The organism is Streptomyces sp. NPDC005728, from assembly GCF_040630895.1.
Classification (GTDB): domain Bacteria; phylum Actinomycetota; class Actinomycetes; order Streptomycetales; family Streptomycetaceae; genus Streptomyces.
Genome location: NZ_JBEXYL010000025.1, coordinates 59,026 through 73,869, shown reverse-complemented (window position 1 = coordinate 73,869; position 14,844 = coordinate 59,026). Strand labels below are relative to the sequence as shown.

Below are 14,844 nucleotides of genomic sequence, written 5' to 3'. Positions count from 1 at the left end.
GCTCAGCCCGCCTCCGTGGCCTTCAGGCTCCACACCACGTACTCCACGAGCCGGCCCACGGTCAGCTCGATGATCTCGTCGAACTCCATGCCGGCCAGGAACTCGGCGAGGTTGACCCGCCGTCCGTACCGCTCCTCCAGCAGACCCGCCAGGGTGACGAGGTCGATGCTCTCCAGTTCCAGGTCCCGGTTGAAGGCGGTGGACATGCCGATCACCACGTCCTCCTCGTCGTACTCCGCGAGAAGGGTGCGGAGCATGCCGGTGATCTCGGTGAGTACGGTGTCGGTGGCGGGCTGCGCCGGCACCGGCTGGATGGGGTTCATCGGGCGTACTCCTCGGCTGCTTCGTCGTCTTCTCCGTCATGGGCCGCGGGTCCCGTCGTCCGGGCGACGACGTAGGCGCGCCGGGCCAGGGACGGCGGATTCCCCGCCTGCGTGCAGTGCACGGTGTAGGCGCGCTCCAGGCGGCCGGAGACCAGGAGGCGGCTGCCGTCCGGGGCTGCCTCGCGCACCGCGAAGTCCCGGGGCCGGCCGCCGAATCCGACGCCCTCGGCCTTGGCGACGGCTTCCTTGGCGGCCCAGAACCGGGTGAACCACAGGTCCTGGTCGTCGCCGCCCTGCGCACACAGCGCTTGCAGGAGCCGCAGTTCGTCTTTGCCGAGGGCGGTGGCGAGGGTCGCGGGGTCGCGCGGGGTGACCTCTTCGATGTCGATGCCGGGGCCGGGGTGGGGGGTATGCGGCCGTACGATCGCCACGCCCGCCTCGGCCCGGTGGGCGAGCGAGACGTCCAGCGGGGGCAGGGTGCGGCCGTGCACCCCGGTGACGTACGGGCGGCCGAGTTCGTCGTTGTGCACCCGGATCTCCGCCGGGAAGACGGGCCCTTCGCCGTGCTGCCACAGCCACTGCCGTACGGCGTCCTTGACCGCGATCCGGCCCAGCAGCCACTGTCTGCGGCCGCGCGGCGGGCGCTCGGCGTACTCCGTGCGCTCCGCGCCGCCGAGCGAGTTGCGCATGATCAGCTCGCGCGAGGCGAGGTCCGGCCACCGCTCGTGCACGAGTGCCCAGCCGCCGGGGCGGGCCTCGGAAAGGGTGTGCCGCCCGGGGAAGCGTTCCACCGGCCGGGTCTGCGGGTCGTTGTCGAAGCGGCGGTCCTGCCAGCCGGTGAGCACGGCCCACACCCGGCCGCCGACGGTCAGCTCCGCGTCCGCCTCCAGGACCGTGTCGGTGAGCGAGGTGATCCGCAGGAGACACTCGACCTGCGTCCCGGGGGCGGGATGGGGCCCGTGGAACCGCATGTGCCGCATCTGCACGGGGAACACGACGGTGCGTCCGGTGCGGGTCGCCATGATCCAGTAGCCGAGGAGCTGGCCCACATTGTCCAGCAGCGCGCCGGGCGCCGAGGGCGCGGTGATCACTCCGCGGATGTGCCGCTCGCCGACCGCGGTCAGCTCGGTGAGGCCCTGGAACGCCGGTCCGTGGAACATCCAGCGGTCGCGGTAGATCCGGGCGGCGGTGTGCTCGGGGACGCGTTCGGGGCCGTCCGGGCGCGGACTCGGCGGGGGCGGTGCGGAGTGCCGGGGCGCGAGTTCGACCACGGCACGGGCCGTGGGTCCGAAGGTGACGGCGACACGGTCCGGGTGGCCGGGGTCGGGGGTGACGGTGACGGTCACGTCGACGGGGGGTGTGGCGGTGAGCCACCGGTCGAACCGGGCCCCGTGCACGGCGACCGCGCGCATCCCGGGCGCCGCGCCCTCCGCCGCGTCCATCATGTGCCGGACGATCGTGGTGGCGGGCACGACCGGCCAACGGTCCTCCAGGTCCGGCCAGTCGGCGCGCTGCGGGAAGAAGCAGTGGTCCAGGAGGTGGGGCATGGTGTGGGCGGAGACGCGGAGGGTTGTGGTGGTGGGCGGGGAGGCCGCGACCGAGGGTGGTGGGGACGCGGTGGCGCGGGCGGTGGTCCTGCGCGATCCCGCCGCACCGTCGCCACGGCGGCCGCTCACCTCGATCAGTTCCGCCGCCGTGTCCGCGGTGTCCCTTAACAGGGCGGCCAGCTCGGCCGCGGCCGGGAAGCGGGTGGCGAGATCGTCGAGGGCGGATGTGCCGGGTCCGGGCGGCTGCGCGGGGGACGCGGACGGCCGGCTCGGCCGCAGCTGCGACCGCAGTGCGTCGAGGTCCGGTCCGGTCAGGGACACCAGGGCGCCGTCGAGGTCGAGGCGGACGGGTCGGCGCCCGGGTGCCGCCGCGGACGCGGGGGCGCGGGAGGTCGCCGGTGTCGCCCGGCCGCGTGGCAGCGCCGGTGCCACGCGCGCCCCGGCCGTCCACAACGCCGTGGCCACGCGACGCAGTTGGGACATGCCCGTGCGGTGCGGGGAGTTGGCGGCGATCGTGAGGTGGTCGCGGTCGGTGAGGGTGTCGTCGACGAGGGAGGCCAGCTGGCCGGGGCCGGTCTGCACGAAGGTGTGGTGACCCGCCGCGTACAGGGCCTCGATCAGCTCGCGGAAGCGCACGGGCTCCAGCAGGTGCCGTACGAACAGCTCACGCACGGCCGCCTCGTCCTGCGGGAAGGGCGCCGCGGTCGTCCCGGACCACACCGGCACCGCCGGCGGATGGAGCCGGAAGCGGTCGGCGGCCGCCTTGATGGGCGCGAGGTACGGTTCGAGCATCGGCGTGTGGAAGCCGGAGCGGAACGGCAGCACCCGGCACAGGACGCCCTGGGCGCGGAAGGACCGTACGAAGTCCTGGACCGCCGCGTCCGGTCCGCAGACCATCGACTGGCGGGGCGCATTGTCGTGGGAGAGCACGATCCCGGAGCCGGCCCGCTCCTCGGCGAGAGCCGTGCGGACGCGGTCGGCAGCGGCGCCCACGACGGCGAAGGCGAGGCCCGGCACGGTCACGGTCTCCGGGTCGAACTCGGCCATGAACGCGTCCACTTGGGCGTCGGAGTACACTCCGGCGGCCGCCATGGCCGTCCACTCGCCGACGCTGTGTCCGGCGACCGCGTCCGGTACGACCCCCATGCGGCGCAGCGCGGCATCGAGCAGCCGGCCGGCGCCGACGACCCCGAAGCCGTGCCGTCCGACGTCGCCGACCCGCACGTCGGTGCCGGTGCTCGTGAGCGGGGGCAGACCGAAGTGGGCGGCGATGTCGTCGGTACGGGGCGCGAAGTCGCCTTCCAGGCCGGGGAAGACGAAGGCCAGCTTGCCCCCGGCGGACCCGAGCAGCGGGGTGGGCCGGAACCAGACGTCGTTGCGGCCCTGCCAGGCACGGCCCTTGCCGACCGCGCGGCGGGCCAGGGCGAGCCGTTTGGCGGTGGGATCGACGATGCCGAGACGGGTCGGGCCGGCATCGTGGTGCCGATGCGCGGGGTCGAGCCCCGAGGCGAGAACCGTCGAGTCGTCGAGGTCGAGGAGGGCGGCGAGCGCGTCGACGCCGTCGGCCGCGAGCAGGAGGACACGTTCGGGCTCGGTGACCGCCTTCGGTACCCGGGAGCGGGTGGGTGGGTGTGCGGGGGCGTCCGGTGACTCTTCGAGGAGCACGTGGGCGTTGATCCCGCCGAAGCCGAAGGCGTTCACGGCGGCACGCCGGACCGGTTGGTCCGGGGCGGTCTCCCAGGGGCGCGCCCGTTCCAGGGTGCGGAACCGGGTGGCCGCGAGGGCCGGGTGGGGGTCGTCGCAGTGGAGGGTGGGCAGGAGGGTGCCGTGGTGCAGGGCGAGGGCGGCCTTGACCAGGCCGGCGACTCCGGCGGCCGGCATGGTGTGGCCGATCATCGACTTCACCGAGCCGAGCACGGGCCGCTCGTCGCCGCGGTCCGTGCCCGGCCCGAACACCTCGGCCAGCGTGGCGAGTTCGGCCGCGTCACCGGCCGGGGTGGCGGTGCCGTGCGCCTCCAGCAGGCCGATCGAGTGCGGTGCGGCGGGGTCGAGTCCGGCGGCCCGCCAGGCCTGGCGCACGGCGCGGGTCTGGCCGCCGGGGTCGGGGGTGACGAGCCCGGCGGTACGGCCGTCGCTGGCCACGCCCGTCCCGCGGATGACCGCGTACACGCGGTCCCCGTCGCGTGCGGCGTCCGCGAGCCGTTTGAGTACGACGACGCCGGTGCCCTCGCCGATGAGGATGCCGTCGGCCTCGCGGTGGAAGGGACGGATGCGCTGGGTCGGGGAGAGGGCGCGGAGCTGCGAGAAGACGCTCCACAGGGTGATGTCGTGGCAGTGGTGGACTCCCCCGGCCAGCATCATGTCGCAGCGGCCGGTGGCGAGTTCGGTGACCGCCTGGTCGACGGCCACGAGGGAGGAGGCGCACGCCGCGTCCACGGTGTAGGCCGGCCCGCGCAGGTCGAGCCGGTTGGCGATGCGGGAGGCGGCGAGGTTGGGGACCAGCCCGATCGCGGACTCGGGGCTGTCCGGCCCGAGCCGTTCGGTGAACGCCTCCCGTACCCGGTCCAGTTGGGCCGACGACAGCTCGGGCAGTAACTCGCCCAGGGTGCGGACGAGTTGGCCTGCAGTGCGCACCCGCTGGTCGAGGCGGACCAGGCCGGTGGTGAGGTAGCCGCCGCGGCCCAGGGCCACGCCGATCCGGTTCCGCTCGGGCAGCCGGTCCGCGCCGCCCGCGTCGGCGAGCGCGGCGGCGGCCACGTCGAGGGCGATCAGCTGGTCGGGCTCGGTGCCCGGCACGGAGGCCGGCATGATGCCGTACCGGGTGACCTCCACCTCGGCCAGGCCGTCCACGAATCCGCCGCGGCGGCAGTAGATCCGGTCGGCGACGGCGGGCCCCGCGGCCGAGCCGGGCCGGTAGTAGTCGGCGTCCCAACGGCCCTCGGGGACATCGCCGATCGCGTCCACGCCGTCGCGCAGGTTGCGCCAGTAGGCGTCGAGTCCTGCGGCACCGGGCAGCAGCACCGCCATCCCGACGACGGCGACGGGAGTCTGAAGCTCCGTCATCTCACCAGCCCGAGGCGGTGTAGACGACGGCGCGGGCGGAGCGGTCGCCCCAGGCGAGTTCCCGGAGCAGGGCGGCGGTTCCCTCGTCGGGGTCGATGAGCTGCACCCCGCGGCGGGCGTACTCGCGGCCGAGTTCCTCGCCGACCATGCCGCTGTGGAGGCCCGACGGCGCCCAGGGTCCCCAGTGGACGGTGAGCGTGCGGTGGCCGGTGCGCTCGGCCCAGTCGGCGCCGAGGCGTTCCAGGGCGTCGTTGGCGGCGGCGTAGTCGGCCTGGCCGCGGTTGCCGAGGACGGCGGCGATGCTGCCGAACAGCACCGTGAATCCCGGGCCGCCGGGCAGGTCCTCCAGCGCGGCGAGCAGGGCGGTGGCGCCGGCCGTCTTCGTGCCGTACACGCGTCGGAAGGACTCGGAGCTCTTCTCGGCGATCAGCCGGTCCTCGATCACCCCGGCGGCGAAGACGACCCCGTCGAGCCGGCCGTGTTCGGCGTGGATCTCCTTGACCGCCTGGAGCGCGGCGTCCTGCTCGCGGAAGTCCACCGAGCGGTAGCGGGCCTCGCTGCCGAGGGCGGCGAGTTCGGCGAGGGTCGCGGTGATCTCCCGCTGGGCGAGGATCAGTTCGGCGGCCCGGTTGACCTCCGCGGGATTCAGCGAGCCGGTCCTGGCGAGGGCGGCGCGCAGTTCGACGGCCGTGCGGGCGGCGGCGGTCTCCGCGGACTCGGGCGCGGTGGGCGCGGGGGTGCGGCCGAGCAGTTCGATGCGGCAGCGGCTCGCGGCGGCCAGCGCGGCGGCGAACCGGGCCGTGATGCCCCGGGCGCCCCCGACCAGCAGCACCACGGAGTCCCGGTCGAGGCCGAGCGCGGCGGCCTCTGCGGCGCCGTCCCCGGCGGGTCCCGCGCCGCTGCTGCCGAGTGGGCCCAGGGGTGCGGGCACCAGCTCCAGCCCGTGCCGCTCGCCGGTGGCCGTACGCAGGACGACGGGGGCCGTCTCCGGGGCGAGCAGCTCGGCGAGCAGTGCGTCGGCGACGGACGCGGGAGCGGTGTCGGGGACGGTGACGAGCCGGGCGCGGGTGTCGGGGTACTCCCGGGCGACGCTGCGGAAGAGGCCGCGGAGACCGGCCGCCCGGGCCGCCTCCTCGCCGCCGGCCGGCTGGACGGCCAGCAGGCTGCGCGGGGCGCGCGCCAGGGCCGCCCGGAACACGGGGAAGGCGTCGGGCAGCACCGGCAGCTCCGGGCCGGGGAGTGCGCCCAGGTACAGGACGCCGTCGATCCTGCCGTCGGCCTCGCCGAGGAGACGACCCCGGTCGACGGTCACCGCGTCGGCGCCGTACGCCCGGAGCCGTGCCGTGACCTCGGCCGCCGCTCCCCCGCCGTCGCCGAGGAGGGCGAACCGGTTGCCGGAGAGGGTGGCGGCCGGGTCGGCCGAAGGGGACGGGAGAGACACCGGACGCAGCTCGCAGCGCTTCGGGACCTCGCCACGGGGGATCTGCGCGTGCGGGACTGCGGGTCCCTGATCGACTCCTGCTCGCTCTCGGTCTCGTGCTCCTGCTCCTGCGACGAGTTCCTGAGCCGGCTCGTCCACGTGTCCGTGGTCCCGGTGATCGTGATCAGCTCCGGCTTCCCCGCCGGAGCGGGCCGTCAGCCAGGCCGCGACCGCCGCCGCCGTACGGGCCTTGGTCAGTTCCTCCAGTTCGGCGTCGTCCAGGACCTCCGTCCCGTCCGCCATGCCCAGGCGTCGGGCGAGTTCGCCCGCTATCTCGGCCCGTTTGATCGAGTCGATGCTCAGGTCCGCCTCCAGGTCGAGGTCGGGCTCGATCATGTCGACCGGGTAGCCGGTGCGCTCGCTGATGATCTCCAGGACGACACGGCCGACGTCCCGCCCGGGCTCGGCGGCAGGCTCGGGCAACGGTGGCTCGGAGGGGGCGATTCGGGCCGGCTCCGGGAGTACGGCCTGCGGGAGCGGTGCCGGGGCGGCGGGTGCCGGCGGGGTCGTCCCGGGCGCCGCGCCGAAGTAGGTGAGGAGCACGTCGCGCTGGGCGGCGATCATCTCCCGGTTGGTGCGCAGGAATTCGGAGATCAGCGCGTCCCGGTCGGCCGGGGCGCCGTACTGCGGGTCCGTCGTCACGGTCGTCTCCACGACTCGTCGGGCCGGTGCGAGCGCACCGGGCAGGAGTGCTCCGTCGGCGGTACGGACGAGGTGTCCGTCGACCGTCCAGCCGGGCCGCTTCGGTGCCGGTGCCCGGAGCGCGTCGACGGCGTCGCGGCCCCTGAGGAGCCAGGCGGTGCGCACCGGCAGCCCCGCGACGGCGAGGTGGGCGAGGGCGTCGAGCCAGCCGGTCAGGCCACTGTCGGCGCGCGGCTCGCAGACGACGGTGCGATGCGGACGGCCGTCGAGGATCCGGCCGACGAGCCGGGTGAGCACGGTGCCGGGGCCCGCCTCCACGAAGATCCGCGCACCCGCCTCGTACATCGCCTCGATCTGTGCGGCGAAGGCCACCGGTGCGCCGATCTGGGCGGCGAGTTCGCCGCGTACGGCGTCGGCGTCGGGCGGGTACGGGGCGGCGGTGCGGTTGGCCCAGACGGGGAACTCGGGGGCCCGTACCGTCTTCTCCGCGAGGACCTTGGCGAACCGCTCCCCGGCGGCGGCCACCACCGGGCTGTGGAAGGCACAGGCGACCGGGATGCGGCGGGCGCCGAGGCCCGCCGCGCGCAACAGGCGTACCGCGACGTCGACGTCGGCCGTGGGGCCCGAGATCACGGTCTGCTCGGGTGAGTTGTGATTGGCGACGACGACCGACGCGGGCGCCCCCGCGGCGTGCAGTGCGTGTACGACGTCCTCCGCACCGGCTCCGACGGCGGCCATCGTGCCGGGTTCGTCACCCGCGGCCGCCAGGATCGCGCTCGCGCGCTCGCCGCTCAGCTCCAGCAAGGTCTCGGGATCGAGGGCTCCGGCCGCGCTCAGGGCGACCAGTTCGCCGTAGCTGTGTCCGGCCGCGAGGTCCGGGTGGACGCCCGCGGCGGTGAGGAAGGCGTGCGCGGCGAGGCCGGTGATGCCGAGTGCGGGCTGTGCGGCCCGGGTGTCGGTGAGGGCGGCCCGGCGACGGTCGCGGGCGGCCTCGTCGAAGGCGGCGGCTGGGTACAGGGTGTCGGCGTGTGCGCGGCCGAGATCCAGATAGTGCCGCAGTTCGGGCAGGGCGACCAGCAGGTCGGCGAGCATGCCGGGCCGCTGGCTGCCCTGGCCGGGGAAGAGAAAGGCGACCTTGGCGTCACCGGCGACGGGGTCGGCCGCGCGGACTCCGGCCGCGGGGTCGTCCTCCCCGGCGAGGACACCTCTCAGCTGCCCGGTCAGCTCGTCCACATCGTGCGCCACGACCGCGGCCCGCACCGGTTCGTGGGAGGTGTCCGCGCGCCGGGCGGCGGCGAGCGCGAGGTCGCGCAGGCGCCAGGGGCGGCCGTCGGACTCCGCCGCCCGCAGGATCTCCTCGACGTCCCGGTGGGCCGCCGCCGTGTCCTTCCCCCGGAACAGGAACAGCTCGGCGGGCCAGGCGTCCAGGCTCTGCCGCGGCGGTACGGCGTCGGCGTGCGCGCCCACCACCACATGGAAGTTGGTCCCGCCGAACCCGAACGCACTGACACCGGCGAGCCGTTCCTCGGCGGGTGCCGCCCAGGGCCGGGCGCCGGTGTGGAAGGCGAACGGGCTGTCCTCCTCCGACCATGCCGGGCCCGGCCGGTCCAGATGGAGGGTAGGCGGCTTGACGCCGGTGTACAGGGCGAGGGTCGTCTTGATCAGGCCGGCGAGTCCGGCGGCGCACTTGGTGTGCCCGATCTGCGACTTGACCGAGCCGAGCGCGCAGGCCCCGGTCCTGGCCCCCGCCTCCTTGAACACCTCGCCGAGTACGGTGAGTTCGGTACGGTCCCCGACGACCGTACCGGTACCGTGCGCCTCGACCAGACCGACGGCGGCGGGGGAGACACCGGCGTTGCGGTAGGCGCGCAGCAGCGCGGCCCGCTGTCCTTCGGGGCGGGGTGCGGTCAGTCCGCGGGAGCGGCCGTCGCTGGCGGAGCCGAGGCCCTTGATGACGCCGTAGACGCGGTCGCCGTCGCGTTCGGCGTCCGCGAGCCGCTTGAGCACCACGCAGGCCACGCCCTCGCCGAGGGCGATGCCGTCGGCGCTGCCGTCGAAGGCGCGGGACCGGCCGGTCGGCGAGAGGGCGTGCACCGACGAGAACAGGACGAAGTCGTTGATGCCGTTGTGCAGGTCGGCTCCGCCGCACAGCACGACGTCGCTGCCGCCGGAGACGAGTTCCTTGCAGGCCACGTCGAGTGCGGCGAGGGAGGAGGCGCAGGCCGCGTCGACGGTGTAGTTGGCGCCGCCGAGGTCCAGACGGTTGGCGATCCGACCGGAGATGACATTGGCGAGCATGCCGGGGAAGGAGTCCTCGGTCAGCCGGGGCAGCTGGTCCTCCAGACCGTCGGGGACCTTGCCGTAGTACGACGGGAGGACGGCGCGCAGCGTGACCGCGTTGGACAGGTCGCTGCCCGCCTCGGCGCCGAAGACGACGGAGGCCCGCGAACGGTCGAACTCCCTTCCGCGGTCGCCGTATCCGGCGTCGTCCAGGGCCCTGCGCGCGGCCTCCAGGGACAGCAGCTGGACCGGCTCGATGCTGCCGAGGGAGGCGGGCGGGATGCCGTAGCGCAGCGGGTCGAAGGGGATGCGGGGCAGGAAGCCGCCCCATCTGGAGGCCGTGCTGCCGGCCTCGTGGTGCACGGCGGGGTCCCAGCGGTCGGGCGGCACCTCGGTGACGGCGTCATGCCCCGTGACGACGTTGGCCCAGAAGGTGGCGAGGTCGGGGGCCTGCGGGAACATGCAGGCCATACCGACCACTGCGATGTCGAGCGGCGCGGGCGGCGGCTCCGGTGCCGGGCCGCCGGCCGGCCGCGCGGCCCGGGCGGCGAGGAGGTCGGCGGCGCCGTCGGTGACCGCGTGGTGCAGGGCCGTGAGGGTGGTGGTGGCCGAGCGCAGCACGGCGACCTCGCCGGCCATGAACATCCCGTCAGTGAGCTGCCGTTCCTCCCCGACACCCGTCAACTCGCCCTGGGTGGACCGCTCGACACCCTTGCTGGCCAGGCGCAACCGCCCGACGTTGAGCCGCTCCAGCGCCTCCCACACCTCGCGGTCGGGCAGGCCGGACGCGCGTAAACCGGCTTCGCGATCACGGTAGTCGGCGGTGAAGGGGCTGGGGACGCACCGGGTGGCGTGGCCGGGTGCGGTCTCCAGCAGGGCGGTCGTGGTGGCGGTCAGGACCTGCCGCTGGAACAGCGGCCGGATCGCGCCGTGCGCCACGGCCTCCTCGGTGAACAGGTAGGCGGTGCCCATGAGAACGCCGACGGCGGCGCCCCGTGCGGTGAGAGGTGCGGCCAGGGCGGCGACCATCGCGGCGGACCGCTCGTCGTGGATCCCGCCGGCGAAGAACACTTCGATCTGCCGAGCGGTCCTGCCGTCGCCTTCGGTGTCACCGTCGGCGTCGGCCAGGAAGTCTTCCAGTACGGCGAGTTGGGCCTCCCACAGCGGGAAGGAGGCCCGCGGCCCGACGTGTCCGCCGCACTCGGAGCCCTCGAACACGAACCTGCGTGCACCGGCCTGCAGGAATTGCCGCAGCAGCCCCGGCGAGGGCACGTGCAGGAAGGTGCGGATGCCGGCCCGCTCCAGCGCCTCGGCCTGGGCGGGTCGGCCGCCCGCGATGATCGCGTGCGTGGGGCGCAGTTCTCGTACGGCCTCGAGCTGGGCGTTCCTGATGTCCTCGGGCGCGAAGCCGAGCACGCCGACGCCCCAGGGGCGGCCGTCGAGCACGGCACGCGCCTCGGTCAGCATGGACCGGGTCCGCTCGCCGTCGGCGAGGGCCAGCGCCAGGAAGGGCAGCGCCCCGTCCTCGGCGACGGCGGCGGCGAAGGCCGCCTGGTCACTGACCCGCGTCATGGGCCCCTGTGCGACCGGCAGCCGGGTACCGAGCGCCCGGCTCATGGGCGAGCCGGCCCGCAGAGCGCGAGCGGGCCCACGGCCGGTCGATTGCGTCGAGCCGCTGCGGCCCGACACCACTGGCTCGGTACCGGCCGAGGCCACGAACTCGGTACCGCCCGACACCACGGACTCGGTACCGGCCGACACCACGGACTCGGTACCGGCCGACACCATGAACTTGGTTCCGCCCGACACCACGGACTCGGTACCGGCCGAGGCCGTCGACCCGCTACCGCCCGACACCCCCGACCCACCACCGGCCGAAACCCCGTACTCGGCAGCAGTCGTCTCCGCCGCCCCGGCACCGATCCGCTCCGTCGAACCGCGGTCCGCCGGCTGTCGCAGCCCGCTGCCGGCCGGCGGACCGTCGCCGGCCGGCCTCTCGGTCTCCGTCGCTCCCACCACCTCCCGGATCGCCGCCCTCACCTCACGCACCGTCCGCCGCACATCTCCCCACCGCTCGGCGAACCGTGCGGCGAGGTAGCCGTCCTGGCCGACCGGCAGAAAATGGCGGCGCAGGTCCCGTGCGCCGAGCAGGGACGCGACCGCTGCGGTGTCGTCGGGTGGCGGGGTCGGGGTGTCGGGGCCGCGGCGGCGCAGCACCCGGTGTCCGGCGACGACGACCGTCTCGGAGCCGTCCAGGGAGCGCAGCGCGGCCCGGACCGCCTCCGGCAGCCGTGACTCGGCCAGCAGGGCCAGTTGGCTGTCGAGGACGACACCTGCGGCGCCGCCGGCCACGGCGGCGGCCGCCGTGCGCGGTCCGATGCCTCCGCAGGCCCAGACCGGCACGTTCAACTCACTGTCGGAGAGGAGCAGTTGGAGCAGGACGAAGGTGCTCAGGCCGCCGATCCGGCCACCGCTCTCGGCGCCTCGCGCGATCAGCCCATGGGCTCCGGCACGGACCGCTTCCCGCGCCTGCGCCAGATCCGTGACCTCGGCCAACACCCGGTACTGTGCGGCCACTTCATCCGGACTCCAGGCCGCGTCGGGGGCCAGGACCACGGTGTCGGGGGCACCGTCCAGCGCGCCCTGGTCCAGGGTGCACCGCCCGGCCACGCGCACCGCGAAGGGCCGCGGTGACGGCGCGGCCCGCACCGCCCTGCGCAGCCGGGTCAACTCCTCGCGGGTTCTTCGGTCGCCGTCCCCCAGATCGAGGATTCCGAGGGCGCCGGCACCGCAGGCGGCCGCGGCGAGCCCGGCGTCGGGTTCTCCGAAGGGAGTGAGGCACAGGATCAGGTCGTGGGCGCGCACAGGGGAGGTCATGATGCTCCGAAGAATCGGCAAGACAGCACGGTGGGGGGTGTGCGGCAGGACTCTCTGGTGCGAGGCCACCGGAACCTAGCGAGGTGCTTACTCGCGGGTCAATAACGCCGCATCCATTTCACGGACGGGGGTATCGATTCGGCCAGCACGCCGAATTCCCCCGCAAGCGCCGAAAATCCGAGCAATCCCCTGCGGCGGCAGGACCGTACGGGTGCCTGCGCCGCCTCGGCCCACCGAAGGGCCCGTCACAGCGCAGGCATATTCACCGCGCACTCACCGGCCGGCAATGTGCCGGTACACGGGATCGCTTTCTGTAAATTCCGGATGACGTCCGCCCGGTGGCGCGATCCCGGCAGACAGCGGGCCGGACAGCGACACGGCCGCGGACGGCGAGCGAGGGCCACCGTGTCCCGGTGGCCCTCGGACATCAGCCGAGCAGCGAACCGACAGCCGTCGGTACGGTGGCGAGGGTCCCGGCGACCGGGTGGACGATCCGGCCCACCGGACCCTCGGACGGGGCGGGTTCCGCCGGCCGGGGATCCTCATGGGCGCCGACCTGGGCGACCCGGGTCGAGTACGCCGGCTCGGACCCCTCGTCCCCCTGCCCCGGCTGCTCGCGCGGGGGATTCTCGTCCGAGTGCCGGGGCGACTGCTCGGCGGCCCGCTTCGAGGGCTCGGGCCGCGCGGGGTCGGGTGGGGTGGGCCGCTGCGGCGGCGCGGCCGCATCCGGCTCCAGGACCCACCGCTGCCCGCTCGATCCGTCGCGGGCCGCGACCACCACGCGCGCCGGGGAGTCACCGGAGACCGGGGCGAGGGCGAGGCCCTCGGGCCGGCGGAGCAGGATTTCGCCCCGGACCGTGAGGTCGTACGTCACCTCGCCCGCGTGCACGACGCAGCCGGACACCACGACGCTCCGCGTCCCGGGTTCGGCGGCCAGGCAGAGGCTGGGGTCGACGGCGCTGCGCAGCAGCCCGTCGTCCTGGTACGACCACTGCTGCGAGCCGGCGGACGAGCACTCCGTCAGTCGGGCCCCGGCGCCCGCCTCGACCCTTCCCCCGCTCACGTCCAGGCAGCGGCCGGAGCCGAGGCTGCGCAGCCGGCCGTGGGCCACCTCGACGGGCTCGCCGGCCGAGGCGGCGGACGGGGAGGCGGCGGGGGGCCACACGCCGACGCCACCGGTGGCGTCGGGGCGGGCGGAGTTGCCGACGGGGGCACCCCAGGTGGCGTCGGATCCGGATCCCGGGACAGCGTTGTCATCGGACCAGCCCTTGGTCACGAGCACGGTCGCGAGCAGCGCGAGCGAGGTGAGGCCGACGCCGACCGCCAGGGCCGTACGGCGTCTGCCCTCGGGCACCGTACGGTGCCGGCCACCTGCCCCCGGGCGGTCCTCGTGGGGTGCGGGCGGCCACTCCTCCGGGGCACCGCGGCCGGGGCGGGAGTCGAGATAGCGGCGGGCACCCCAGCCGAGCACGGTCTCGGCGAGCAGGACCTCCAGGCCCCCCTCGAAATGGCTGAGCTGTTCGGCGGCGTGGCGGCAGTGGCCGCAGGCCGACAGATGCTGCTGCACGTCCGGGAGCAGGGAGCCGCCCCGGCGAATGGGAACGTCGAGGAGGCGGTTGTAGAAGCGGCATTCCCTGGACGGCGCGAGTTCCCGGTGGGCGCGTACGCAGCCGGCCCGGAATTGCTCGCGGGCCTGCTCGAGGGCGGTCGCGGCAGCATCCGTACCGACCCCCGACAGACCAGCGGGTATGGATATGGGTTCGGCCTCGACCTCGGTATGCCACAGAAGGCATTGGGAAGCGCCGGGGAGTGACTGGAATGCGCGTTCGGCGAGTTGCCGCCTTTCGGGTGTGCCGGCCGTCGTCGCGCGTAGACCGCGGCCGCCGGTCGGTTTGCGCAATTCCGGTACGACCACACAGGCAGCCTCGTCGGCGGCCCAGGCCCGGACCGTCTCCCGGACGGCCACCAGCAGTTGCGGGCGCAGGGCACCGCCCACTGCTCCGCCCGCCAGTCGGCCGAGCACCTGATGGAAGGCATAGGTGGCCACGAGGTGCGCCGGGGGCCCGGCAGCGGCCAGGCAGACGATCGCGTAGTCGCGGGTGGCCCACCAGTGCCGGGCCAGCAGCAGGGCGACGGCGTGATGGCGGCCGTCACCGCGTCCGGCCAGCTGGGCGACGAGATCACGGTCGGACTCCCCCGGCGCGGAACCGGGGCTCGGCGGGAACGGTGGGCGTGGGGGGTAGGGGGACTGCACGGAACACCATTTCCTTTCCAGCCGCAGGACGACATCCGAAATGGCGCCCCGTCGGAAAGCAGTGCCTGATTGGTGCATACCTATGGGGGGCGGCCTTACCGATCATCCCTGGCCTTTGCCCTCCCAAGGGGAGGCTCACCTTCGCACACGCGCCTCACAGGAAACAAGAAGTTCGAATGACTCGGACTCAGAGTCGGGGAAATACACAAGAGTTACCGACGGTATCCCCAACGGTCCGCGATGCGCCGGGTGCACAACGGTCAACTTGTGCACACCGAAAGCCGGATGGCACACGAAACCTCCAACTTCCCGCCCGCCCCGGACAGCAGCCCACAGCCGGTTCCCAGGTTTCTCCGGGCCCGCTCTCATCCGCGTGCC

General features: G+C 74.4%; 4 protein-coding genes. All 4 read right to left on the bottom strand.

What is annotated here, in order from left to right; all coding sequences use genetic code 11:
- Positions 1-2: 2 nt before the first annotated feature.
- Positions 3-323, bottom strand: a complete 321-nt coding sequence (locus ABZ471_RS19045) for an acyl carrier protein (protein WP_359067921.1) — start codon at positions 321-323, stop codon at positions 3-5.
- On the bottom strand, positions 320-4,933 hold the full coding sequence (locus ABZ471_RS19040) for a beta-ketoacyl synthase N-terminal-like domain-containing protein (protein WP_359067920.1): 4,614 nt from the start codon (positions 4,931-4,933) through the stop codon (positions 320-322). Before ABZ471_RS19040 ends, ABZ471_RS19045 begins: the two co-directional genes overlap by 4 nt.
- A 1-nt stretch (position 4,934) precedes the next feature.
- Complete coding sequence (locus ABZ471_RS19035; protein ID WP_359067919.1) at positions 4,935-12,212, bottom strand: SDR family NAD(P)-dependent oxidoreductase; 7,278 nt, start codon at positions 12,210-12,212, stop codon at positions 4,935-4,937.
- 427 nt (positions 12,213-12,639) lie between these two features.
- Complete coding sequence (locus ABZ471_RS19030; protein ID WP_359067918.1) at positions 12,640-14,466, bottom strand: ricin-type beta-trefoil lectin domain protein; 1,827 nt, start codon at positions 14,464-14,466, stop codon at positions 12,640-12,642.
- Between the last annotated feature and the right edge of the window lie 378 nt (positions 14,467-14,844).